Origin of the sequence: Streptomyces sp. NPDC049970, assembly GCF_040660235.1 — a bacterium.
Taxonomy (GTDB): domain Bacteria; phylum Actinomycetota; class Actinomycetes; order Streptomycetales; family Streptomycetaceae; genus Streptomyces.
In genome coordinates, this window is the sequence record NZ_JBFALP010000014.1 from 113266 (window position 1) to 137894 (window position 24629).

General features: G+C 72.2%; 22 protein-coding genes. 12 read left to right on the top strand and 10 right to left on the bottom strand.

Features of this window, described 5'->3' with window-relative positions; genetic code table 11:
* The first annotated feature begins 168 nt into the window (after positions 1-168).
* Positions 169-1815 carry a phosphoglucomutase (alpha-D-glucose-1,6-bisphosphate-dependent) gene (gene pgm, locus AB0I83_RS23070; RefSeq protein ID WP_356842566.1) on the top strand — a complete coding sequence of 549 codons (1647 nt, stop codon included), beginning with the start codon at positions 169-171 and terminating at the stop codon, positions 1813-1815.
* A gap of 194 nt (positions 1816-2009) precedes the next feature.
* Here the strand turns inward: pgm and meaB are convergent, their stop codons facing one another.
* From meaB to mutA, 3 genes are read right to left on the bottom strand one after another with little or no spacing between them, the layout of a single operon-like run.
* Entirely contained in the window at positions 2010-3026 is a 1017-nt protein-coding gene (gene meaB / locus AB0I83_RS23075; protein WP_363305943.1) for a methylmalonyl Co-A mutase-associated GTPase MeaB, read from the bottom strand.
* A gap of 10 nt (positions 3027-3036) precedes the next feature.
* A complete protein-coding gene (gene scpA, locus AB0I83_RS23080; RefSeq protein WP_363305944.1) occupies positions 3037-5271 on the bottom strand; it encodes a methylmalonyl-CoA mutase in 2235 nt (744 codons plus the stop codon).
* Entirely contained in the window at positions 5271-7127 is a 1857-nt protein-coding gene (gene mutA, locus AB0I83_RS23085) for a methylmalonyl-CoA mutase small subunit (protein ID WP_363305945.1), read from the bottom strand. The genes scpA and mutA overlap by 1 nt, the downstream gene beginning before the upstream one ends.
* Positions 7128-7317: 190 nt before the next feature.
* Between mutA and AB0I83_RS23090 the strand changes: the two genes are divergently transcribed.
* The gene (locus AB0I83_RS23090) at positions 7318-7812 is read left to right on the top strand and encodes a DUF6325 family protein (protein WP_356532126.1); all 495 of its coding nucleotides are present in this window, start codon (positions 7318-7320) and stop codon (positions 7810-7812) included.
* Between the two features lie 107 nt (positions 7813-7919).
* The gene (locus AB0I83_RS23095) at positions 7920-8717 is read left to right on the top strand and encodes a tyrosine-protein phosphatase (protein ID WP_356532125.1); all 798 of its coding nucleotides are present in this window, start codon (positions 7920-7922) and stop codon (positions 8715-8717) included.
* 77 nt (positions 8718-8794) lie between these two features.
* Here AB0I83_RS23095 and AB0I83_RS23100 read toward each other — a convergent pair whose 3' ends face one another.
* Entirely contained in the window at positions 8795-9496 is a 702-nt protein-coding gene (locus tag AB0I83_RS23100; RefSeq protein WP_363305946.1) for a hypothetical protein, read from the bottom strand.
* Positions 9493-10068: a hypothetical protein gene (locus AB0I83_RS23105; RefSeq protein ID WP_356532122.1), complete on the bottom strand. Its 576-nt coding sequence runs from the start codon at positions 10066-10068 to the stop codon at positions 9493-9495. Before AB0I83_RS23105 ends, AB0I83_RS23100 begins: the two co-directional genes overlap by 4 nt.
* A 451-nt stretch (positions 10069-10519) precedes the next feature.
* Here AB0I83_RS23105 and AB0I83_RS23110 point away from each other — a divergent pair, with 451 nt between their 5' ends.
* Complete coding sequence (locus AB0I83_RS23110; protein ID WP_363305982.1) at positions 10520-11020, top strand: GNAT family N-acetyltransferase; 501 nt, start codon at positions 10520-10522, stop codon at positions 11018-11020.
* A gap of 120 nt (positions 11021-11140) precedes the next feature.
* On the opposite strand, the gene AB0I83_RS23115 is transcribed toward AB0I83_RS23110, so the two are convergent.
* Positions 11141-11527 carry a VOC family protein gene (locus AB0I83_RS23115; RefSeq protein WP_363305947.1) on the bottom strand — a complete coding sequence of 129 codons (387 nt, stop codon included), beginning with the start codon at positions 11525-11527 and terminating at the stop codon, positions 11141-11143.
* A 262-nt stretch (positions 11528-11789) separates the two neighbouring features.
* Between AB0I83_RS23115 and AB0I83_RS23120 the strand changes: the two genes are divergently transcribed.
* On the top strand, positions 11790-12362 hold the full coding sequence (locus tag AB0I83_RS23120) for a DUF6328 family protein (RefSeq protein ID WP_363305948.1): 573 nt from the start codon (positions 11790-11792) through the stop codon (positions 12360-12362).
* A 5-nt stretch (positions 12363-12367) separates the two neighbouring features.
* Here AB0I83_RS23120 and AB0I83_RS23125 read toward each other — a convergent pair whose 3' ends face one another.
* Positions 12368-13192 (bottom strand): VOC family protein, encoded by an 825-nt coding sequence (locus AB0I83_RS23125; protein WP_356532117.1) that lies wholly within the window; start codon positions 13190-13192, stop codon positions 12368-12370.
* Between the two features lie 290 nt (positions 13193-13482).
* Complete coding sequence (locus AB0I83_RS23130; RefSeq protein ID WP_356532115.1) at positions 13483-13818, bottom strand: DUF6479 family protein; 336 nt, start codon at positions 13816-13818, stop codon at positions 13483-13485.
* 279 nt (positions 13819-14097) lie between these two features.
* Between AB0I83_RS23130 and AB0I83_RS23135 the strand changes: the two genes are divergently transcribed.
* The 7 genes from AB0I83_RS23135 (at position 14098) to AB0I83_RS23165 (ending at position 22775) form a co-directional block, all read left to right on the top strand.
* A complete protein-coding gene (locus tag AB0I83_RS23135; RefSeq protein ID WP_356532114.1) occupies positions 14098-14493 on the top strand; it encodes a hypothetical protein in 396 nt (131 codons plus the stop codon).
* A gap of 36 nt (positions 14494-14529) precedes the next feature.
* Positions 14530-15102: a 2Fe-2S iron-sulfur cluster-binding protein gene (locus tag AB0I83_RS23140; RefSeq protein WP_363305949.1), complete on the top strand. Its 573-nt coding sequence runs from the start codon at positions 14530-14532 to the stop codon at positions 15100-15102.
* Positions 15099-16094 (top strand): xanthine dehydrogenase family protein subunit M, encoded by a 996-nt coding sequence (locus AB0I83_RS23145; RefSeq protein ID WP_363305950.1) that lies wholly within the window; start codon positions 15099-15101, stop codon positions 16092-16094. The genes AB0I83_RS23140 and AB0I83_RS23145 overlap by 4 nt, the downstream gene beginning before the upstream one ends.
* 39 nt (positions 16095-16133) lie before the next feature.
* Entirely contained in the window at positions 16134-18230 is a 2097-nt protein-coding gene (locus tag AB0I83_RS23150) for a xanthine dehydrogenase family protein molybdopterin-binding subunit (protein ID WP_363305951.1), read from the top strand.
* A 142-nt stretch (positions 18231-18372) separates the two neighbouring features.
* Entirely contained in the window at positions 18373-18834 is a 462-nt protein-coding gene (locus AB0I83_RS23155; protein WP_363305952.1) for an ATP-binding protein, read from the top strand.
* A 134-nt stretch (positions 18835-18968) separates the two neighbouring features.
* Entirely contained in the window at positions 18969-20375 is a 1407-nt protein-coding gene (locus AB0I83_RS23160) for an NADP-dependent succinic semialdehyde dehydrogenase (protein WP_363305953.1), read from the top strand.
* Positions 20376-20387: 12 nt separating this feature from the next.
* The gene (locus AB0I83_RS23165) at positions 20388-22775 is read left to right on the top strand and encodes a phosphoketolase family protein (RefSeq protein WP_363305954.1); all 2388 of its coding nucleotides are present in this window, start codon (positions 20388-20390) and stop codon (positions 22773-22775) included.
* A gap of 128 nt (positions 22776-22903) precedes the next feature.
* Here the strand turns inward: AB0I83_RS23165 and AB0I83_RS23170 are convergent, their stop codons facing one another.
* Positions 22904-23311, bottom strand: a complete 408-nt coding sequence (locus AB0I83_RS23170) for a hypothetical protein (RefSeq protein ID WP_363305955.1) — start codon at positions 23309-23311, stop codon at positions 22904-22906.
* Between the two features lie 110 nt (positions 23312-23421).
* Entirely contained in the window at positions 23422-24537 is a 1116-nt protein-coding gene (locus AB0I83_RS23175) for a chemotaxis protein (protein ID WP_363305956.1), read from the bottom strand.
* Positions 24538-24629: the final 92 nt, after the last annotated feature.

Here is a 24629-nt window from a genome sequence, read left to right on the forward strand (position 1 = left end):
ACCGGCCAATGATGCCGAACCGGCCCTGGGGGACCGCCCGATCCGGATGTACTGCTGGTCCCGCGTCGTACCCGGGGTGCGGTCGAAGGGGCGGTATCGGGTACAACTCGTGATGATCGTCCGTCCCGTGGCGGTCCGCGAACGGCCGACGAAGACAGAGGAGAAGCGATGGTTCACGAACGGGCCGGCAAGCCGGCACAGCCCGGGGATCTGGTGGACGTGGCACGCCTGGTGACGGCTTATTACACCGTCCACCCCGATCCGGCCGAGCCCGCCCAGCGCGTGGCGTTCGGAACCTCGGGGCACCGCGGCTCGGCCCTGGCGGCGGCGTTCAACGAGGACCACATCGCCGCCACCACCCAGGCCATCTGCGAGTACCGCACCCGGCAGGGCACCGACGGGCCGCTGTTCCTCGGCGCCGACACCCACGCGCTGTCCGAACCCGCCCGCATCACGGCTGTGGAGGTCCTGGCCGCCAACGGTGCGACCGTCCTGATCGACACCGACGACGGCTACACCCCGACCCCGGCCGTCTCCCACGCGATCCTGACGTACAACCGGGACCGGACCGGCGGCCTCGCCGACGGCATCGTGGTCACCCCCTCGCACAATCCGCCCGCGGACGGCGGCTTCAAGTACAACCCGCCGAACGGCGGCCCCGCGGGCTCGGACGCCACGTCCTGGATCCAGGACCGCGCCAACGCCCTGATCGAGGGCGGGCTGAAGGAGGTCCGGCGCATCCCCTACGCCCGGGCGCTGGCCGCCGGCACCACCGGACGCCACGACTTCCTCACCGCTTACGTCGACGACCTCCCGGCCGTGCTCGACCTGGACGCCGTCCGCGATGCCGGTATCCGGATCGGAGCCGACCCGCTGGGCGGCGCCTCCGTCGCCTACTGGGGCCGCATCGCCGAGCGGCACCGGCTCGACCTCACCGTAGTCAACCCGCTCGCCGACCCCACCTGGCGGTTCATGACGCTGGACTGGGACGGGAAGATCCGGATGGACTGCTCGTCGCCGTACGCCATGGCCTCGCTGATCGAGCAGCGCGACGCCTACACGATCGCCACCGGCAACGACGCCGACGCCGACCGGCACGGCATCGTCACGCCCGACGGCGGGCTGATGAACCCCAACCACTACCTGGCCGTCGCGATCCGCTACCTCTACTCGCACCGCGACGGGTGGCCTGCCGGTACCGGCATCGGCAAGACCCTGGTCTCCTCCTCCATGATCGACCGGGTCGCCGCCGACCTCGGGCGGCAGCTGGTGGAGGTCCCCGTGGGCTTCAAGTGGTTCGTCGACGGGCTCTTCGGGGGCACCCTGGGCTTCGGCGGCGAGGAGTCCGCCGGAGCGTCGTTCCTGCGCCGCGACGGCCGGGTGTGGACCACCGACAAGGACGGGATCCTGCTCGCCCTGCTGGCCTCGGAGATCACGGCCGTCACCGGTTCCACCCCCTCCCAGCACTACGGCGAACTCACCGCCCGTTTCGGCGACCCCGCCTACGCCCGGGTCGACGCCCCCGCGACCCGCGAGCAGAAGGCGGTGCTGGCCAGGCTGTCCCCGGAGCAGGTCACCGCGGACACCCTCGCCGGTGAGCCGATCACCGCCGTGCTCACCGAGGCCCCGGGCAACGGCGCGGCCATCGGAGGGCTCAAGGTGTGCACCGACAGCGCGTGGTTCGCGGCGCGGCCTTCGGGGACGGAGGACGTCTACAAGGTGTACGCGGAGAGCTTCCAGGGGGCCGACCACCTGGCCAGGGTCCAGGAGGAGGCCCGTGCCCTGGTCTCCGACGCGCTGGGCTCCACGGGCTGACCGGCGCGCGCCTCCCCTGCGGGAGCGACCGGCGGGCGGGGATTCGCGGGCCACGGCCCAGGACCGCCCGCCGGGTCGGCGGTCACGCACCGGGGACGGTGTGCCGCAGCCGCCGCAGGAAGGTGGCGTCGTCCGGGATCGCCCTGCCCCGCCTGAACGTTGAACGCCGCCCGCCCTGCGGTCCCCGGGGCGCCTCAGCCCCCGGCCGGCCGCGCCCCGTCCGGTCCGGGGCCGCGGAACGCTTCGAGGATCTGCCCCGCCGCCAGAGTGGCAGTCAACTCGCCCGCCCGGACCCGCTGTTCCAGTTCCGGGGTCAGGGCACGCACGGCCGGGTGGCCCCGGAGACTGTCCAGGAGCTCGTCACGGACCATGCTCCACGTCCAGTCCACCTGCTGCTCACGGCGCTTGGCCGTCAGCCGCCCGGTGGACTCCAGGAGCGTGCGGTGCTGTTCGAGCCGCTCCCACAGCTCGTCGAGACCGGTCGCCTCGCGGGCACTGCACGTCAGCACCGGGGGAGTCCAGGCCGCGTCCGCCGGGTGCATCAGCCGCAGTGCGCCCGCCAGTTCACGCGCCGCGGAACGGGCGTCGCGCTCGTGCGGGCCGTCGGCCTTGTTGACCGCGATGGCGTCGGCCAGCTCCAGGACGCCCTTCTTGATGCCCTGCAGCTGGTCGCCCGTACGGGCCAGGGTCAGCAGCAGGAAGGTGTCCACCATGTCGGCGACGGCCGTCTCCGACTGCCCCACCCCGACCGTCTCCACCAGTACGACGTCGTAGCCCGCCGCCTCCATCACGACGATGGACTCACGGGTCGCCTTGGCCACACCACCGAGCGTCCCCGCGGTGGGGGAGGGGCGTACGAACGCCCGCGCGTCCACCGCCAGACGCTCCATCCGGGTCTTGTCGCCCAGGATCGAACCCCCCGTACGGCTGGACGACGGGTCCACCGCCAGCACCGCGACCCGGTGTCCCAGGCCCGTCAGCAGAGTGCCGAGCGCGTCGATGAACGTGGACTTCCCCACGCCCGGCACCCCGCTGATCCCGATCCGCCGGGCCCGTCCGGCGTGCGGCAGGAGCTCGGTCAGCATCCGCTGCGCCAGCACCCGGTGATCGGGGCGGGCCGACTCCACGAGGGTGATCGCGCGGGCCACGAAGGCCCGCTTCCCGTCCAGCACACCCTTGACGTACGCGTCGATCTCGATGTTCGCGGCCACCGTCAGCGGCTCACAGTTCGTGGCCGAGCGCGGCGCCGAGCCGCCTGACCAGGTCGTGGGCCGCGTCCGGGATCACCGTGCCGGGCGGGAACACCGCGGCGGCGCCCGCCTCGTGCAGCGCGTCGATGTCCTGCGGCGGGATCACCCCGCCCACCACGATCATGATGTCCTCCCGGCCCTCGGCGGACAGCTCCCGGCGCAGCGCCGGTACGAGCGTGAGGTGCCCGGCCGCCAGGGACGACACGCCCACGATGTGCACGTCCGCCTCCACGGCCTGCCGGGCCACCTCGCCCGGCGTCTGGAACAGCGGGCCGACGTCGACGTCGAAGCCCAGGTCGGCGAAGGCGGTCGCGATCACCTTCTGGCCGCGGTCGTGGCCGTCCTGGCCCATCTTGGCGACGAGGATGCGCGGGCGCCGCCCCTCGGCCTCCTCGAAGTCGTCGACCAGGGCTCGGGTTCGGTCCACGGAGGGGGAGTCTCCTGCCTCTTTGCGGTACACACCGGAGATCGTACGGATCTGGCCCGCGTGCCTGCCGTACACCTTCTCCAGCGCGTCCGAGATCTCTCCGACCGTGGCCATCGCCCGGGCCGCGTCGACGGCCAGGGCCAGGAGGTTGCCTTCGAGGTCCGGCCCGGGGTCCCGCCCGGCCGCCTCCGTCAGGGCGCGCAGCGCGTCCTGACAGGCCGCCTCGTCGCGTTCCTCGCGCAGCCGCCGGAGCTTCTCGATCTGCTGGGTGCGTACCGAGGAGTTGTCGACCTTGAGGACGTCGATCTTCTCGTCGGTCTCCACCCGGTACTTGTTGACCCCGATGACGGGCTGTCGCCCCGAGTCGATGCGGGCCTGCGTGCGGGCGGCGGCCTCCTCGATCCGGAGCTTCGGGATGCCCGCGTCGATGGCCTTCGACATGCCGCCCGCCTGCTCCACCTCCTGGATGTGCTGCCAGGCGCGGCGGGCGAGGTCGTGCGTCAGCTTCTCGACGTATGCGCTGCCGCCCCAGGGGTCGATCACGCGTGTCGTGCCGGATTCCTGCTGGAGCAGCAGCTGGGTGTTGCGGGCGATGCGTGCGGAGAAGTCGGTCGGCAGGGCGAGCGCCTCGTCCAGCGCGTTGGTGTGCAGCGACTGGGTGTGTCCCTGGGTCGCCGCCATCGCCTCGACACAGGTGCGCGTCACGTTGTTGAAGACGTCCTGCGCCGTCAGCGACCAGCCGGACGTCTGCGAATGGGTGCGCAGGGAGAGCGACTTGGCGTTCTGGGGGCCGAACTCCTTGACCAGCTTCGCCCACAGCAGGCGCGCGGCCCGCAGCTTCGCGATCTCCATGAAGAAGTTCATGCCGATCGCCCAGAAGAACGAGAGGCGGGGGGCGAACGCGTCCACGTCCAGCCCCGCGGCCTGCCCCGCCCGCAGGTACTCCACGCCGTCGGCCAGCGTGTAGGCGAGCTCCAGGTCGGCCGTCGCGCCGGCTTCCTGGATGTGGTAGCCGGAGATGGAGATCGAGTTGTAGCGGGGCATCCTCCGCGAGGTGAACGCGAAGATGTCGGAGATGATCCGCATCGAGGGGCCGGGCGGATAGATGTAGGTGTTGCGGACCATGAACTCCTTGAGGATGTCGTTCTGGATCGTCCCCGCGAGCTTCTCCGCGGGCACGCCCTGTTCCTCGGCCGCCACGATGTACAGGGCGAGGACCGGCAGCACCGCGCCGTTCATGGTCATCGACACCGACATCTTGTCCAGCGGGATGCCGTCGAAGAGCTGACGCATGTCGTAGATCGAGTCGATCGCGACGCCCGCCATGCCGACGTCGCCCGTCACCCGCGGATGGTCGCTGTCGTAGCCCCGGTGGGTGGGCAGGTCGAACGCGATGGACAGGCCCTTCTGGCCGGCCGCGAGGTTGCGCCGGTAGAAGGCGTTGGACTCCTCGGCCGTGGAGAATCCGGCGTACTGGCGGATCGTCCAGGGCTGGTTGACGTACATCGTCGGGTAGGGGCCGCGCAGATACGGCGCGATTCCCGGGTAGGTCCCCAGGAAGTCGAGCCCCTCCAGGTCCCGTCCGGTGTACAGCGGCTTGACCTCGATGCCCTCCGGGGTCTCCCAGAGCAGCTCGTCCTCGGAACGGCCCGCCGACTCCTTGACAGCGGTCCGCCACCTGTCCTCGGACACCTCGGCGGGAGGCCCCCCGGTCAGGGAGACCTCGGAGAAGTCCGGCACCACGGGCACGTCGGCCCCGGTGGTCTCTGGGGTCTGCATCACGCCACTCCCATACGGTCGAGTTCACAGGAGAGGACGGCGACGACGTCGCAGCCGGCGAACACATGGACATCTGCGCCCGGGTACTCACCCGGACGTCCGGCCAGGAAGATCCGCTCGGCGCCGGCCGCCCTCAGGGCCGTGGCGACCTCGTCGGCCTGTTCGGCGTAGAGGGCGTCCGTGGAGCACAGACAGGCGATCGTGGCCCCGCTCGCGGCGAAGGCCGCGGCAGCGCTCGACGCGTCCACCTGGACGGGCCGGTGGACGGGCTCGATCCCGCCCGCCACGAAGAGGTTCGCGGCGAAGGACGCCCGCGCGGTGTGGGCCGATGCGGGACCCAGAGCGGCGAGGAACACCGTGGGACGGCTCCCCGTCGCGGCCAGGTGCCGGTCCGACCGGGCGCGCAGCGCCTCGAACGCCTCGTCCCGCCTCACCCGCGGCAGTCCGCCGTCCGAGGGGGCGGCGGGCGCGGACTCGCGCTCCACGGGCCGCTCCGACAGGTTCGGGAACTCACTGACCCCGGTCACGGGTTCCTTGCGCCGCGCCAGGTCCTTGCTGCGCGCGGCCCAGGTGGCCGCGAGCCGTTCCTCGACCATGCCCGAGCGCAGCGCGGCGGCCTGGCCGCCGGCCCGCTCGACGTCCTGGAAGAACGACCAGGCAGCCGCGGCGAGTTCATCGGTGAGCCGCTCGACGTACCAGGAGCCGCCCGCCGGGTCCGTCACCCGGGCCAGATGGGACTCCTCCATCAGGATCGTCGAGGTGTTGCGGGCGATCCGCCGGGCGAACGCGTCCGGCAGACCGAGCGCGTGATCGAACGGCAGTACGGTGACGGATTCGGCTCCGCCGACGCCCGCGCCCAGACAGGCCAGCGTCGTGCGCAGCATGTTCACCCACGGGTCCCGACGGGTCATCATCACCGACGAGGTCACGGCGTGCTGCCGCTGCGCCCCGGCTCCGGGAGCCCCGCAGACCTCGGCCACGCGCGACCACAGCCGCCGTGCCGCGCGCAGCTTCGCGATGGTCAGGAACTGGTCGGCCGTCGCCGAGTACCTGAACTCCAGCTGTGCGCAGGCCTCTTCCACGGTGAGTCCCGCCGTGGTCAGCGTCCGCAGATAGGCGACGCCGGTGGCCAGCGACAGCCCCAGCTCCTCGGCGGCCGAACCGCCCGCCTCGTGGTACGGCAGCGTGTCCACGACCATCGCGCGCAGTCCGGGGAACGCGCGGCCGCAGAGCCGCGCCCAGTGCGCGGCCTCGTCCGTGTCCGGCTCGGCGCCCGTCCGGGCTGCCTGCCCGAGCGGGTCGATTCCGAGGCTGCCGCGTGCCGCGTCCCCGGTGACGCCCCGCGCCTCGTAGAGCGCGAGCAACTCCTTTGCGGCGGGCCCGGCATCGGCGCCCGCGTCTAGTGCGACCGGCGCCAGGTCGAGGTAGACGCCCTCCAGAGCGCGGGCGAGGCCCGCGACCGGCACCCCTGAGGGGCCGCCCACGGCCAGCCAGAGGGACGTGACGCCGTTCTCCAGGTCGCCGAGCACCGCTTCGTTCAGGCGCACGGGATCGGCCAGGGCGTGGCGCTGGCGCACGTCCCAGCCGTCCGCGGTGTTCCCCGTGGGCCTGCTGCCCCGGGTGAAGGGCGCGAAGCCGGGCAGGCCGGGATCGGCCGACGTGTCGTCGGAGGTGTACAGGGGGCGGGCTGTGAGCCCGTCCCCGAGCGCGGTGGACAGTGCTTCCTCGGCGGCCGTACCCGTGACTTCCTTGCCGGACCTGCGCAGTACGCCTTCGACAAGGCTCTGCCACTGGTCGTGGGAGGGGTCGTGGAAATCGGCGGCCAGAGAGAGCCCGTCAGCAGGCAGGACCGTCATGGTCAGATGCTAGGTCAGCACTCTGACGTCCAGCAGGGCCACAGGCTGTGACCTTGCACTCGCCGGAATGAGTGCAATTCATTCAGTTGATCAGTGAATTAGTTCTCTTGCTCCGCAAGTTTCACAGTGCGTCACTTATTGCCCGAAGTTATGCTTTTGGCGATCCAGCACCTGAGGGGAAGGACGCACCGTGGACGTGGGACCCGTTGAGTACCTCGTCGTCACCTTTCCCGGTGACCGCTTCGCAGAAGTGATCGCGCCCGTACTGGCCGACGCCGTCGCGTCGGAAGCCGTACGCATCCTCGATCTGGCCTTCGCCCGCAGGACCGGGGACGGCACGCTCCAGCTCGTGGAGCTGCGGGAGATGGACCCGCAGGGACTCGTGTCGTTCCGGCCCCCGGACGACGGCCCGGCCGGCCTGCCGCTTGTCGACGACCTCGAGGTCGTCGCCGGCCTCCCCGAGGGGAGCTCGGTCGCGCTGATCGTGTGGGAGGACCTCTGGTCCGTCCCCCTCACCCGTGCGGTCGAGTCGGCCGACGGCCGTGTCGTGGCGCACGAGCGGGTTCCGGCCGACGGCGGGGACGACGTCATCACGCTGCTCGAGAGGCTGGCCGAGCTCAGGAAGCAGGGCGTTCTCACCGACGCGGAGTTCGTGGCCCAGAAGACCCGGATTCTCGCCGACTGACACCCGGCCGGCCGACACCCCGGCACCCCGCGTTGCTTTTGTCGATACGCGCACGCCGTGCGACGTTGATTCCGACCTGCAGTCTGTCGGGAAAGAGGCAGTTCATCGTGCAGACCGCCCGGGCCGTCTCCTCGGCAACCGTCGTCAACCTCCGTGACCTCGGTGGTATCGCGCTGGGGCGCGACCACCGCCTGCGGCAGGGGGCCCTGCTGCGCTCGGGACAGCTGAGCGACTTCGACCCGGAGCACGACATGGCCGTGGCCGCGCTCGGCATCCGTACCGTCGTCGATCTGCGCACCGCCGAGGAGCGCCGGTGGGCGCCCGACCGGCTGCCGCCCGGCGCCAGGCTGTTCGTCGCCGATGTCCTCGGCGACGACCCGGGGGTGGCTCCGGCGCGGCTCAGGGCGCTGCTCTGCGACCCGGACGGAGCAGCGGCCCTGCTCGGAGGGGGCAGGGCGGAGGAACTCTTCGCGCAGACCTACCGCAGGATGGTCCTCTCCCCGGGCGCGGCGGCCGCCTACCGTGCCTTCCTGGACACCGCCGCCGACCCCAGGGCCAGGCCGCTGCTCTTCCACTGCGCGACGGGCAAGGACCGCACGGGCTGGGCCGCCGCGCTGCTGCTGATGACGGCGGGCGCCTCGCGCGATGTCGTACGCGCGGAGTTCCTCGCGGTGAACCGGGCGGTCCGGGCCGCCTTCGGCCCGGCGGTGCGGAACTTCCTCGACGCCGGCGGGGACCCGGACATCGCATCCGCGGTCGTCGAGGCGAGGCCCCGGTACCTCGAGGCGGCCCTGGACGCCATGGACGAGCGCTGGGGCGGGCTCGACGGCTACCTGGACAACGCCCTCCGCCTGCCCCGGGCGGTGGCGGACCGGCTGCGCGCGGACCTGGCCGTACCGGGCTGAAACGCCCCGGACGCGAACCGGCCCGGTGCGGCGTCCTGTCGGACGAGCACCGGGCCGGTTCGCGGCTGCCGCACCGCTCAGATCTTCAGCAGCTGTTCGCCCAGGTCGCGATAGCGCTGGAGCGCGATCCGAAGCTCCTCGGTCTGGGCCTCGGTGTCCTGCTCCTGCCAGCTGGCCCGCAGGGCGCGCCTGCGCTCCGTGAGGGCCTCGGTCAGGCCCGAGACGATCTGCTCGAAGGTGCTGTCCGCCTCCTCGACCGCCCGGCGCGGGCTCTCGACGAAGTCGGCGACCGCATGGTGCATGCGCTGCGCCAGCTTCTCCTGGTCGTTGCGGGAGACCAGCGGCTGGTCGCTGCCGGTGCCCGCGTGGTGGCCGGTCCGCTCGTGCGACGACGCGCCGGCGTCCTTCCGGGGGGCGGGCGGGACGCTGTGGTCGCCGGTGCCGGCGGCCTTCGCCTGCCGGCTCCTGCCGTCGCCCGCCGTGACTCCGGCGGAGGTGTCGTGCGCGGTCCGCGAATCGGCCGAGAGGGCGGATTCACGGGTGGTCCCGGTGGTGGTGCCGACGGCCGTCGCGGGCTCGCGCGTGGTTCCGGGCGTGACCCCGGTCCCGGTCACGGGCTCACGCTCGCCGGTGATTCCGGGCGTAGCCCGGGCCCCGGTCACGGACTCGCGCGGGGTGTCCGCTCCGGTCGCGGCCTCACGCGTGGTGCGCGGTGCAGTGGTGTGGCGCGGCTCCGTGGAGGAGACGGGCTCTGTCCTGGGGTCGTTGTCGTTGGTCACGCTGCTGCACTGCCTTTCGATTCGTGCCGGTCCGTCCGGGCCGGCGTGTCCGGTGAGTCCGCGAGGAGTACGTCGAAGAGCGCCCTGGAGTCGATCAGGGCCTGCCTCATCTCCTCCGTTCCGCCCTGTCCGCGTACCGCCGTGTGCACCCTGCGGTAGCCGTCGACCTGCTCGGCGTGGTGGACCGAGAGGGCGGCCGTCTGCTCCTCGAAGCTGTCGCCGTCGGGGAAACCCCTGTCGCGCGCCAGCCGCGCCAGAAGTGCGTCGGCCTCGACGATCGCGTCCCTGGGGGAGTCGATGAACTGTTCCTGCACTTCGGCCCAGCGGCGGGTGTACGCCTCACGCGCTTCGGGGTCCAGGGGCCGCTCGGACAGCGAGCCGTGCAGCTTCACCCGCTCGGCCAGCTCGTGCTCGGCCGCCTTGGTGTCGCCGTCGTGACGGGCCACCGTGCGCTCGTACTCGGGTCCGAAACGGCGCTGCAGACCTCGCCCGCCGGTCTGCCGGCCGCGGACGAGGAAGAAGGCGAGCGCCGCCACCAGGACGACGGCGACAATGATCACCACGGTCGTCATGACGTGTGCCCCCGTCGGTTCGCGGTCGGTGCGTCGTGCTCTTCCACTCTCGTCAACCCCTTCCGGATCGGGCCCGGCCGGCAATCCCCCGGGCTCTGTGCACCAGCCGTGTTACCCACCTGGCGCCGTTCAAGCGTGCGAATCACCGGTAACCTGGAATACGTCGATTCCGGGCGCGCCCGCGGTCCGACACGGCCCCGTCCGGCGCCAGTTCCGAGACGGGCATCCCGTGACCGAGCGCCAACCCGCCGGTGCCGGCTTCGAGTCACGGGTGGACAAGCAGGTCCGCGACGCGGAGGTCCGTCGTGTCCTGGCCGCGGTCGACGAGAGCATCCGCGTGGCGCCGGCCCGGCCGCCGCTGGACCTGACGCTGTTCGACGCCGACGCCATGGCCGAGGAACGGCGGGCCGGAGGCCGCCAGGGCCGAGGGGACGCGCACCCGGTCGCCGTGATGCGCGATACTCGCGTCATGAGATCGCGTCCTACGGCCCGGCGGAGCGAGGTCCGGGTCAGGCGAGCGGTGGCCCGGGACGCCAGGCGGCTCACCCGGCTGGTCACCTCGTCGCGCGCCTACGAGGGCCCTTACGCGCCCATGGTCGCGGGATACAAGGTCGGGCCCGACTACATCGAGGCGCACGGCGTGCACGTGGCCGTCGACGAGGACGAGAGGGTGCTCGGCTTCTACTCGCTGATCCTGTCGCCGCCCGAACTCGACCTGATGTTCGTGGCCGACGAGGCGCAGGGGCAGGGCATCGGGCGCCTCCTCGTCTCGCACCTCCGTGACGAGGCGCGGCGTGCGGGGCTGGCGGCCGTGCGAGTGGTGGCGCACCCCCCGGCGGAAGGCTTCTACCGCAGCGTGGGCGCCGAACGCACCGGCACGGTGTCCGCCCGTCCGCCCGCCGTGATGTGGGACCGCCCCGAACTGGTCCTCACGACGGGCGGCGGGCCCTGAGCCGAGCGGTCCGGCCCGCTGCCGGACCGCTCCTACGCGCGTCGGACCGGGGCCCCTTGTGAATGCCGGAGCCCCGAATGCGCCGGCGCCGGGCCCCACGCGCGTGCGGGACAGGGACCGCTAAGACCATCCGCCGTACGGACGGGTGATGAGCTCCAGCCCGTGACCGCTGGGATCGGGGAAGTACACCCCGTGCCCGCCGTCGTTGCGGTTGATCTCGCCCGGGTGCTTCCGGTGGGGATCCGCGTAGAACTCGATGCCCCGCTCCTTGATGCGGCCGAAGGCCGCGTCGAACTCCGCCTCCGAGATCAGGAACGCGTAGTGCTGCACGGTGATCGACTCGGCGGGAATGGTCGCGAAGTCCAGCGTCACGCCGTTCGCGAGGACCACCGGGATGAACGGTCCCCACTCGGTTCCGGTGCTGAGACCCAGGATGTGCGCCAGGAAATCGGCTGACTCCCGGTTGTCCCGGCAGTGGACGATGGTGTGGTTCAACTCGACTGACACTGTGGAATGCCTCCAACGGGCATCTCACGGGCTACCTCCACGCCTCACCCGGCCGGTGACCGACGCGCGATGCCGTACGACGATTTTAGGTGAGCCGTCACGGTGCGTCGAGGGCGTGGCCTGCCGACCGGTGCCCGCTCCCGACCATGGCATGGTGCTTTCCCCGTCTGCCGCCGCCGTGGAGAGGGGGCGTGAACCAGGATTCGCAAGGAGTTCTCGGGGAATCCGTCCAGCTCATATGTTCGAGCTGGGGGAGGCGTTGATGGGACGGATACCCGCGTCCGAGGGTGACAGCGGCAGAGACGGCACCGGGGCGAACCCGGAGAGCGGTCGGCGAGAGAGCGAGGAGGAACGGGCGGACCGGCAGTGGGGCGAACTGCTCCAGGAACTCCGGGTCGCCCAGACAGGCGTACAGATCCTCTTCGGCTTCCTGCTCGCCGTGGTGTTCCAGCCCCGGTTCGCGGACCTCTCGACCGTCGACCGGAACATCTACGTGGTGACGGTCATGCTCGGGTCCGCCACGGCGGCGGCGCTGATAGGCCCGGTGTCGTACCACCGGCTGCTCACCGGCCGGCGAATGAAGCCGCAGACGGTCATCTGGGCCTCGCGTCTGACGAAACTGGGGCTCGGCCTGCTCTTCTGCACCATGTGCAGCACACTGCTGCTGATCCTCAGGGTGGCGCTGCACAACGTCGTGGCACTGTGGCTGGTGGGTGCGATGGGCCTGTGGTTCCTCGTCTGCTGGTTCGTGTTCCCGCTGTGGGCCATCGTCCGGGGCAACCGGGAACAGGGGGACTGGGAGACGCCGCCCTCGGACCCCGGCCACCGGGGCTGAGCGGCTCAGTCGTCGGCGTCGGCGGGGCTGCGTACGTCCGTCACGGTGAAGAGCCCGCCGTCCGGGTCGCGCAGCGTCGCCTCGCTGCCGTGGGGCACGGAGCGCCGCTCCATGAGAGTGCCTCCGTGCTCCTGCGCCGCGAGGACCGTGGCCTGTACGTCGGCCACCGGGAACTGCACCTGCCAGTGCGGGCGCACCATCGGGTCCGGCGCGGACTCGACGGCACCGGAGCTGATCCGGGCCAGTGGCCGCCCGTTGCAGCGCACGAGGACCTCTTCCTTCACGTACGCCACCTCGCAGCCGCCGGGCTCGCCGCTCGCCCAGTCGAGTACCTCGCCGTAGAAGATCGCGGCGTCGAATGCGTTCCGGGTGCGCAGGCGCAGCCAGGCGTGCGCCCGGTGCCCGGAAGGGATGAGGGAGGCCGCCCGTCCGGTCCACTCCCACACCCCGAAGGCCGCGCCGTCCCGATCGGCGGCCAGTACCGCGCGGCCCGTGCCGATGGTCAACGGGCCCACGGCCACGGTGCCGCTGCGTTCGCGGATGCGGGCCGACGCCTCGTCGGCGTCGCGGACGGAGAAGTAGGGCGTCCAGGCGACGGCGACCTGGTAGGCCGAGGCGACGGCGCCGACCCCCGCCACCGGTACGCCGTCCGAGCGCGCCATCAGGAACTCCCTGCCCAGTGGACCCGGGCGGAAAGTCCACCCGAGGACGGCCCCGTAGAAGCGCCGGGCGTCCTCCAGGTCGCGGGTCACCAGGTGGACCCAGCACGGCGCGGCCGCACCGGTCAGCGCTGCCGGTTCCGGGGCGGTCCGCGATTCGCCAGTGGTCATGGTCCCTCTGCCTCGTCGATTGCGCGGCGGACACTCCTCCGGTGCCGCGCGGCCAGGACCAGCCTCATGCGCTGCGGCGACTCCCGCAACACGCGGCGGCCGCGCTCATGCCCCGCCCCCTGAGGCGCGTTCGTGACGTCGGGGGGCACGTGCTCGGCCGCCGCCCCGGGCGGGCGGCCGAGCCCTCGATCCGGAGGGGGCGACGTCAGCAATCCCCACCCTCCGCGGTGGCTGCGACGAGGCCGGCGGCCACCGGACCGGACCGTGTCCCTGGTCCGGTGGCCGCTCTGTCAGTCGCGCGGGCGCTCGGGGTCCGGCGGGATCACCTCGTTACCGTGGCCGCCGAGTTCGTACGGCGAGAGGGCGGTGCCGTCGTCCGGGAAGCGGTCCGAGGTGTGCTGGCCGCTCTCCCGGATCTCCGTGCGGTGCTCAGGCCGTTGCGGCTGCTCCTCCGGGCGCGGCGGAGGGAGTTCCCTGTCCCTGCGCCGCATGCCCCACCAGAAGCCGCCGATCAGCAGAACCACCACGGCGAGTCCGACGACGCCGACGACCACACCCACGGCGCCCGGGCCGCCCGCGGCGAGAGTGGCGGCGAGTGCATTGCCTGCTCCGTTCGTTACGTCCATGCAGGGCGCATACCCCGGTGAATCGATCACAGACAGCCAGTGGCATGAATTCATGTTTTATGGCGATGTAGCGGTAAATATGTTTCGTACAGTTCACATCGGCTTCACGGTGGCGGTCGGGCGGCCACGTCCCCCCGGTCGGCTTCCCCCGGGACGGGCCCCGCGCCCGCCCCGCCGGGTGCCCGCTCGTGTCGCCGACGGGCGGCCCCGGGGTGAGCCTGGAGTGAGTCCCCCGGCATCCGGGCAGCGCTCCGGGCGCGCCCGGTGGAAGGAACCAGTGTGAACAGCCCACGGGAACAGGCACAGGAGCACCAGGGCAGCGGCGACGTCGTGGTGGCGGTGACCGGATGCCCCAAGGAGGACGCGCGCACCGTGTTCGAGGTGCTGCGCCGCTCGTTCGCCTCCGACCGCCCCGCAGGTGACGCTCCCGAGGACGCGTCGGACACGCGTCCGACCGTGTGGACGGCGACCGTCGACGTGTCCGAGACGAAAGAGGGCGCCGGGCCGGCTCGGCTGTCCGCGCCGGTGACGGTCGAGGCCCAGGGCGGCTACTGGGCGGTCGACCGGCTCCGCGAGCACCTCGCGCACGCCTTCGCCGTCCGCGTCGTCGGGACGGCGGCCGGAGACCAGGAACAGGAGATCCGGCTGCGCCTGGACAGCCACCGCCCCGCGTGACGCCCCGCACCACCCGAACCCGGAAGGTACGCGCACATGAACGCCATCCCCGGGACCGTCGGCACGGACACGGCACAGGTGCCGGATCCCGACGACCGTTCCACCTTCGCGTTGAACGTCAACGGCACGTCACACACCCTGACACTCGATCACCGCACCACCGTGCTGGACGCGTTGCGCGAGCACCTCGGACTCACCGGAGCGAAGAAGGGCTGCGACCACGGCCAGTGCGGTGCCTGCACCGTGCTCGTCGACGGTCGGCGGGCCAACAGCTGCCTCCTGCTCGCGGTCGCCCAGGCGGACGCCCGCATCACGACGGTCGAGGGGCTGGCCGACGGCGACCGGCTGCACCCGCTGCAGTCCGCCTTCCTGGAACGGGACGCGCTGCAGTGCGGTTACTGCACCCCGGGACAGCTCTGCTCCGCGGTCGGCATGCTCGGCGAGGCCGAGGACGGCTTCCCCTCCCACGTCACCCCGCAGAACCGCCTCGCGGCCGACGGCCCGGCCCCGCTCGGCGCCGAGGAGGTCCGCGAACGGATGAGCGGCAACCTCTGCCGCTGCGGCGCCTACCCGCACATCGTCGAGGCGATCGAGGACGTGACCCCGTGAAGCCCTTCGCCTACCGCCGTCCCACCACCGTCGCCGAAGCCGTACGGGCCGGCGCCGGCGATCCCGGCGCCCGGTTTCTCGGCGGCGGGACCAACCTCGTCGACCTGATGAAACTCGGGGTGGAGTCGCCCGGGCTGCTCGTCGACGTCAGCCGGCTGCCCCTGGACCACGTGACCCGGACGGACGAAGGCGGCCTCCTGGTCGGCGCGACCGTACGCAACAGCGACCTGGCCGCCCACCCCGACGTGCGGAAGGACTATCCCGCCCTGTCGCAGGCCCTGCTCGCCGGTGCCTCCGGGCAGCTCCGCAACACGGCCACCACCGGCGGGAACCTGCTCCAGCGCACCCGGTGCCCGTACTTCCAGGATGTCTCCAAGCCCTGCAACAAAAGGGTCCCCGGCTCGGGCTGCCCGGCCCGCGAGGGCGCCCACCGCGACCTCGCGGTGCTGGGCCACTCGCAGGACTGCGTCGCCACCCACCCCTCCGACATGGCCGTCGCGCTCGCGGCACTCGACGCGGCCGTCCGGCTCCACGGGCCCGAGGGCGAGCGGACCGTACCCGTCACCGACTTCCACCGGTTGCCCGGTGACAATCCCGACCAGGACACCGTGATCCGGCCGGGCGAACTGATCACCGGAGTACTGTTGCCGCCGCCTCCCGCCGGAGCCGGCTCCCTGTACCGCAAGGTCCGGGACCGTGCCTCGTACGCCTTCGCGCTGGTCTCCGTCGCCGCCGTACTGAGCGTGCGGGAGGGCCGGGTGGAGCATGCCGCCCTCGCCTTCGGCGGCGTCGCGCACCGGCCCTGGCGCGCCCGGGCGGCCGAGAGCGTGCTGGTGGGCGCTCCGGCGTCCGGGGAGACCTTCGCCCGGGCGGTCGACGCCGAGCTCGAAGCCGCGGTACCCCTGCGCGACAACGGTTTCAAGGTGGAGCTGGCCCGCAGGCTGGCCGTCGGCGCCCTGACCGAACTCACCTCCCGGGCGGCATCCGCCTGACCCGCCGGCCCGCCCACACCCGAACCGAGGTCCTACGCCATGAGCCACACCCCCCAGCCGCTGGGTGCCCCCGTCGTCCGCCGGGAGGGCCGGGACAAGGTCACCGGCACCGCCCGCTACGCCGCGGAGCACACCCGGCCCGGCTGTCTGTACGGCTGGATCGTGCCCGCCACGGTCCCGAGCGGACGCGTCACCGCCGTCCGCACCGCCGACGCGCTCGCCCTGCCGGGGGTGCACACCGTCCTGACCCACGACAACGCGCCCCGGCTGAACGAGCCCGACGACCCGATCCTGGCCGTGCTCCAGGACGACCGGGTGCCGCACCGCGGGTGGCCCGTCGCCCTCGTACTCGCGGAAGGCCTGGAAGCGGCGAGGGCCGGTGCGGCGGCCGTGCAGGTCGAGTACGACACCGCCGGGCACGACGTCGTCCTCACCGAGGACCACCCGGGCCTGAGGATTCCGGACGAGGCCAACGGCGGCTTCCCCGGTCTGCGCGAACGGGGGAACGCCACCGCCGCGTTCGACGCCGCGCCGGTGCGGATCGACGCGACCTACACCCTGGGCGGGCTGCACAACCACCCGATGGAACCGCACGCGTCCACCGCCGTGTGGGCCGGCGGACGCCTGACCGTCCACGACTCCAGCCAGGGGTCCACCACGGTGTGCGACACCCTCGCGCAGGTCCTGGGCATCGACCGGGACGCCGTCACCGTCGTCTCCGAACACGTCGGCGGCGGGTTCGGTTCCAAGGGCACCCCGCGCCCCCAGGTCGTGCTCGCCGCGATGGCGGCGCGGCACACCGGGCTGCCGGTCCAGCTCGCCCTGCCGCGAAGGTACATGGCCGCGATCGTCGGGCACCGCGCACCGACGGTGCAGCGCGTGCGCCTCGGCGCCGACCGCGACGGCGTGCTCTCCTGCGTGTCGCACGAGGTCGTCACGCAGACCTCGCGGATCAAGGAGTTCGTCGAACAGGCCGCCGTGCCCGCACGCGTCATGTACGCCTCGCCCCACAGCCGCACCGAGCACCGGGTCGTGGCGCTCGACGTGCCCAGCCCCTCCTGGATGCGCGCGCCGGGGGAGGCCTCGGGCATGTACGCGCTGGAATCGGCCATGGACGAACTGGCCAACGTCCTCGGGATGGACCCGGTCGAACTGCGCCTGCGCAACGAGCCGAAGACCGAACCCGACAGCGGACGGCCCTTCAGCAGCCGGAATCTCGCGGCCTGTCTGACCGAGGGCGCCCGGCGGTTCGGCTGGTCCGGCCGTGACCCGCAGCCCGCGTCCCGCGAGGAGGGGCCGTGGCTGCTCGGCACCGGGGTCGCGTCGGCCACGTACCCGGTACTCGTGTCCAAGTGCGCCGCGTCCCTCCATGCCGCACCGGACGGCTCCTACCGGGTCGGGGTCAACGCCACCGACATCGGAACGGGAGCCCGCACCGTCCTCGCGCAGATCGCCGCCTCGGTCCTGGACACGCCCCCGGACAACGTCCGGATCGACATCGGCAGCAGCGACCTGCCTGCCGCGCCGCTGGCGGGCGGCTCCTCGGGGACGGCGTCCTGGGGGTCGGCGGTGCACAAGGCCGCCACCGCCCTGACCGCACGGCTCGCCGGCCACAGCGGCCCCGTCCCGCCCGACGGCATCACCGTCACCGCGGACACGGGTGAGGAGACGGAGCGGGAGAGCCCGTACGCACGCCACGCCTTCGGCGCCCACTTCGCCGAGGTGGCCGTCGACTCCCTCACCGGTGAGGTGCGGGTGCGCAGACTGCTCGGCGTGTACGCCGCCGGGCGCATCCTGAACTCCCGTACGGCGCGCTCCCAGTTCATCGGAGGCATGGTCATGGGGCTGGGCATGGCCCTCACCGAGGGCAGCACCATGGATCCGGTCTTCGGGGACTTCACGGAGAGGGACCTGGCCTCGTACCACGTGCCGTCCTGCGCGGACGTCCCCGACATCCAGGCGCACTGGATCGACGAGGACGACCCGCACCTGAACCCCATGGGCAGCAAGGGCATCGGCGAGATCGGCATCGTCGGAACGGCGGCCGCGATCGGGAACGCCGTACGGCACGCCACGGGCGCCCGGCTCCGCGGACTCCCGCTCACCCCGGACAAACTGCTGCCCTACCTGCCGTGACGCCCCCTCGGTTGCGCGACCGGCCCCCTGGGCCCACCCTGAGGAGTGACCCAGAAGTGATCAGTGCTCACGCTTCGTGTCCGGGGGGTTGTTGGTTCAGACGGGGTGAAGCGCGTGGGCCTCGCGGTGAGGAGCCTCGACGATGACCGTTCCACTCGACCGGCAGTGTTCGGTCGAACTGCACGTTTCGGCAGAGCGCATTTCCCGGATGCGGCGCATAGTCGCCGCACACCTTCGCCACTGGAGTCTCGACCTGCACGTACGGCCGGTGTGCCGGGCGGCGGACGAACTCCTCACGAACGTCCGTCTGCACGTCGGCGAGGAGCACCCCTGCGTCCTCGAACTGCGCTGGACCGGCCGGCACCTGACGGTGTCCGTGGCCGACGGCGATTCGCGTATGCCCCGGCTGCTGGACGGCGGTGGCGGCGGGCTCGGCCGGGTCATGGCCCTGAGCGACAGCTGGGGTACCTGCCGGACCGACGGCGGCAAGGTCGTGTGGTTCACCCGCTACGTCGAGGCCCCGTGCACCACCGGACTGCTGCCGCGCGCACCCCTGCCCGAAGGCCGCGCCTTCCGCGGTCTCCCGGCCTCCGAACTCGTGTGACGAACCATTCGGTCCCGGCCGGTGCGGGCGGTGTGCCTCCCGGCACGCATGATCCGTCCCGGCCGGGTACGTGTGTGTGAGGGCCGCGCCGCTCGGCGCGGCACGGTCGAGGAACGATGCAAGGAGGCGCTGCCATGCCCATCGCGACGGTCGATCCGGCGAGCGGTGAGACGCTCAGGACATTCGACGCACTGGACGAGCGGGAGACCGAGCGCAGGCTCGATGCCGCGCACCGGGCGTTCCGCGGCTACCGCACCACGGACTTCGCCGAGCGCGCCCGTCTGATGAACCGTGCCGCGGATCTCCTGGACGAGGATCAGCGGGACATCGCACGCACCATGACCACGGAGATGGGCAAGCCGGTCAAGGCCGCGCGCGCCGAGGCCGCCAAGTGCGCCAAGGCCATGCGCTGGTACGCGGCCAACGCCGAACGCCTGCTGGCCGACGAGCACCCCGACGAGGCCGACGTCAAGGACTCCGGTGCCTCGCGGGCGAGGGTGCACTACCGCCCGCTGGGGCCCGTCCTCGCCGTCATGCCCTGGAACTTCCCGCTCTGGCAGGTCATGCGCTTCGCCGCGCCCGCGCTCATGGCCGGCAACACCGGGCTGCTCAAGCACGCCTCGAACGTTCCGCAGACCGCCCTGTACATCGAGGACCTGTTCAGCAGGGCCGGGTTCCCGGAGGGCTGCTTCCAGACCCTGCTCATCGGTTCGGGCGCAGTCGAGGCCGTCCTGCGCGACCCCCGCGTCGCCGCGGCGACACTGACCGGCAGCGAACCGGCCGGCCGGGCGGTCGCCTCCGTCGCGGGAGACGAGGTGAAGAGGACGGTGCTGGAGCTCGGCGGCAGCGACCCGTACGTCGTGCTGCCGTCGGCCGATGTGGAGAAGGCCGCGGACACGGCCGTGACGGCCCGCGTGCAGAACAACGGGCAGTCCTGCATCGCGGCCAAGCGCTTCATCGTCCACACCGACGTGTACGACGCCTTCGCCGAGCGGTTCACGGCCGGGATGCGGGCCCTGACCGTCGGCGACCCGCTGGAGGAGACCACCGACGTGGGACCGCTCTCCAGCGAACAGGGCCGCACCGACCTCGAGGAGCTCGTCGAGGACGCCCTCGGCAAGGGCGCCACCGCGCTGTGCGGGGGAGGCCGGCCGGAGGGCCTGGACCGCGGCTGGTTCTACGAACCGACCGTGCTCACCGGGATCACCCCCGCCATGCGCATCCACCGCGAGGAGACCTTCGGCCCCGTCGCGACGCTCTACCGTGTGGCGGACCTGGACGAGGCCGTGGAACTCGCCAACGACACCCCCTTCGGACTCAGCTCCAACGTCTGGACGCGGGACGAGGCGGAGATGAGCCGCTGTGTCCGCGACGTGGAGGCGGGAGGCGTCTTCTTCAACGGCATGACGGCCTCCCACCCGGCACTGCCCTTCGGCGGAGTGAAGCGTTCCGGCTACGGCCGCGAGCTTGCGGGACACGGCATCCGCGAGTTCTGCAACGCGACCACCGTCTGGTACGGCCCCGAACCGGACGCCCGCTAGGAGACACGCCTCATGACCCACGCACGCACCCCGCCCGCGGTACCCGTCCTGTCCGACACCGAACTCGCGGCACTCGACGCGCACTGGCGGGCCGCCAACTACCTGGCGGTCGGCCAGATCTACCTGATGGGCAATCCCCTCCTCGACGAACCGCTGGCCCCCGAGCACATCAAGCCGAGACTGCTCGGCCACTGGGGCACCTCACCCGGCCTGAACCTGGTCCACACGCACCTCAACCGCGTCGTCAAGGCACGCGGCACTCAGGCCCTCTGCGTCTGGGGGCCCGGCCACGGCGGCCCCGCGGTCCTCGCCAACTCCTGGCTCGAGGGCAGCTACTCGCAGACCTACCCCGACGTCGGCCGCGACCGCGAGGGGATGGGGCTGCTGTTCAAGCAGTTCTCCTTCCCCGGCGGTGTGCCCAGCCACGTCGCCCCGGAGACCCCGGGCTCCATCCACGAGGGCGGGGAGCTCGGCTACGCCCTCGCCCACGCCTACGGCGCCGCCTTCGACCATCCGGAACTGCTCGTCGCCTGCGTCGTGGGGGACGGTGAGGCGGAGACGGGGCCGCTGGCCGCGTCCTGGCACTCCGACAAGTTCCTCGACCCCGTGCACGACGGGGCCGTCCTGCCGATCCTGCACCTCAACGGATACAAGATCGCGAACCCCACGGTCCTCGCCCGGCTGCCCGAGGACGAACTCGACGCGCTCCTGCGCGGATACGGCCACGACCCCCTCTACGTCGAAGGTGACGACCCCGCCACCGTCCACCGGGCGATGGCGGCTGCCATGGACCTCGCACTGGACCGCATCGCGGAGTACCAGCGCGCTGCCCGGGACGAGGGTGCGTCCGAGCGCCCCCGCTGGCCGATGATCGTGCTGCGCACCCCCAAGGGCTGGACCGGGCCCGAGGAGGTCGACGGGCTGCCCGTCGAGGGAACCTGGCGCGCCCACCAGGTGCCCCTGCCCGGTGTCCGGGAGAATCCGGAGCATCTGCGCCAGCTGGAGCGGTGGATGCGGTCCTACCGCCCGCACGAGCTCTTCGACTCCGAGGGCCGGCCCACGCCCCAGGTCCTGGACTGCGTCCCCGAGGGCACGGCGCGGCTGGGTGCGACGCCGTACGCCAACGGCGGGCTGCTGCTGCGCGACCTCCCGATCCCGCCGCTGGAGGACCACGCGGTACGGGTCGACAGGCCCGGAGGCTCCCTCCACGAGCCCACCCGGGTCCTGGGCGGACTCCTCGCGGACGTCATGGCGGCCACCGCGGGGCGCCGCGACTTCCGTGTCGTCGGCCCCGACGAGACCGAGTCCAACCGGCTGGGCGCGCTCTACGAGGCCACCGGCAAGGCCTGGCAGGCGGAGATCCTGCCGACCGACGAACACCTGGTCCGCGACGGCCGTGTGATGGAGGTGCTCTCCGAGCACCTGTGCCAGGGGTGGCTGGAGGGCTACCTCCTCACCGGGCGGCACGGTCTCTTCTCCTCGTACGAGGCCTTCGCCCACATCGTCGACTCGATGGTCAACCAGCACATCAAGTGGCTGCGCACCTCCCGGCGGCTGCACTGGCGCGCGCCCATCGCCTCACTGAACTACCTGCTCACCTCGCACGTCTGGCGCCAGGACCACAACGGTTTCTCGCACCAGGACCCCGGTTTCGTCGACCACATCCTCAACAAGAGCCCCGAGGTCGTCCGCGTCTATCTCCCGCCGGACGCCAACACGCTGCTGTCCACGGCGGACCACGTGCTGCGCAGCCGGGACTACGTCAACGTGATCGTGGCGGGCAAGCAGCCCTCGTTCGACTGGCTCACCCTCGACGAGGCCCGCACGCACTGCGCCCGCGGGGCCGGGGTGTGGGAATGGGCCGGGAGCGAGGACGGCAGCCGCGGGCCCGACGTCGTGCTGGCCTGCGCCGGGGACGTGCCCACCCTGGAGACGATGGCGGCGGCGCAGCTCCTTCGGACGCACCTTCCCGACCTGGCCGTACGCGTCGTCAACGTGGTCGACATGACGCGTCTGCTGCCGCACGACGAGCACCCGCACGGGATGCCCGACGCGGAGTACGACGCCCTGTTCACCCGGGACAAGCCGGTGATCTTCGCGTACCACGGCTATCCGTGGCTGGTGCACCGCCTCGCCTACCGGCGGTCGGGCCACGATCAGCTGCACGTGCGGGGGTACAAGGAGGAGGGGACCACCACCACGCCGTTCGACATGGTCGTCCGCAACGACCTGGACCGCTACCGGCTGGTCATGGACGTGATCGACCGGGTGCCCGGGCTGGGGGTACGGGCCGTCGCCGTGCGGCAGGCGATGGCGGATGCCAGGACCCGGCACCACGCCTGGATCCGGAAGCACGGCACGGACCTGCCCGAGGTGGCCGACTGGGCCTGGGAGGGCTGAGTGCCCCAGGCGTGCCCCGCGCCGACGTGATGCGGCCGGCCCTCCGAGTGGTGGGCCGGCCGCGTCACGTGTCAGGTGCGGGGACGAGCCGCTCGGTCCGGCGTCGGGCCGGCCCGGTTCGCCGTCGTTCAGTGCACGGTCGTGAGGACGACGGGCGACACGGCGCCGCCGCCGACGATCCTGAGGGAGTTCTCGCCCTTGATGCCCAGCTTCACCCGCAGGCTGTACCCGCCCCCGGCGGCCGTCCTCATCGTGGCCGGCAGGGCAACCCAGCGCCTGCCCTGCTTCTGCTGGAGCGTGACCGGCGTGCCGGAGCCGATGTTCCGGGCGTATCCGTGGACACGGAACTCCTCCCAGGCCGCGACGGTGCGCGCGGTCGCGTGCGCGGAGAGAGCCGGCCGGGCCATGAGGTCCTCGGCGCTCTGTCCCGACGGCGGTGCGGGGACGTCGGACGAGGCGACGGCCCCGCCCGCCGCGCCGGCCAGTGCCAGCGCTGTCAACAGGGCTGCCGCCGATGCGCGCCTGAATCGCTCCATGAATGGCTCTCCTTCGTGCAGAGCGTGATCGACGAGATCAACTCTGTGGGATCGACTTCGGAGCGCCAAACCTAGACATACTTCATATAATCCTCACGCGGGACACGCCGTCAGAATCTCAGGACCGCCGCCACCCGGCCGTGGTCCGCGAGGGAGTCGTCGGCGACGAACGCCACCTCGCAGCCGTTGTCCAGCGCCGCTTCGACGAGTTCGTCCACCACGTCCTCGCGGACCTGGCCGTCCGTGGCCGGTGCGCCGTCCGGGCCCACCGGCTCCAGATGCCCGTCGGTGACCCGTGCGGTCTGCTCGAAGTGCTCCTCGACCGTGACCAGGCCCGCTCGGCCCTCCCTGACGGCAGCCCACACCTCGTCGAGTCCGCCGGCGAAGGCGCGGCCGCTCATGGCCTTGTCGAGGCGGCCCCGGATCCCGGCCGCGGTCCGCTTCCGCCATTCGTCCAGGGCCGGACCCAGTTCCCTGAGCAGCTCGGGCGGCGTCGTGTCCGCGGTCGTCCCCTTGGTCGCCCGGCCGACCGCGTTCCCCGCGCTCTCGCCCACCTCGTCGAGCAGGGACAGCGCGGGCGGGAGGCCGACGAGGAAGAGGGGGCGGGGGTCTGCCGCCAGGACGCCGCGCAGCTTCGTGTCGACGGTGCGCAGGAAGTTGCGGGCGTCCTCGCTGCTGTAGGTGCTCGGGGTGTCGCCGATCCGCTCCTCGCGCTGCGGGTTGGGCTCCTCGTGCGGGGCGGTGAGCGGGAACCCGCCCTTCCGCTCGGCGCGCAGGCCGTCGTCCGTGCCCGAGAACAGGGTCGCGTGCTCGGCGGAGAGGCTGAGGACCCAGAAGAGCCGTGCCCGGGCCTTGGCCGAGACCAGGTTGCGGGTGAGGTAGCTGTCGCTGAGGACCACGCGTTCCGGCGCGGTGCGGGGGAGCTGCCAGATCTGGTACTCGTCGGCATCGGCCAGGATGACCAGGGCGTCCAGGGCGCGCCGCTGGTCGACCTCCTCCACCGCGCGGTCGAGCTGGGCCTTCACGGCCGCCCCGGCCTCCCGGCTCACGCGGGGGTCGGCCTCCAGGCGGTTGGCCGCCTCGGTCACCAGGTTCCTCAGCCTCACGGCGTCCTGCGCGTTGTCCGGCGCCTTGCGGTGGGTCGGCATCGTCAGGGACAGGGCCGGGTACGGCCGTGTCCTGCGGAGTTCCCGCAAGAGGCCGGGGGTCAGGGCGTCCGTGTCCATCGTTTACTCCCGGAGGGTTCGGGGTCCGCGGTGCCGGGTCGCCGCCCCTGACTCGGAGCGGATGGTTCGACGAGTCAATTCATACCTTTTGA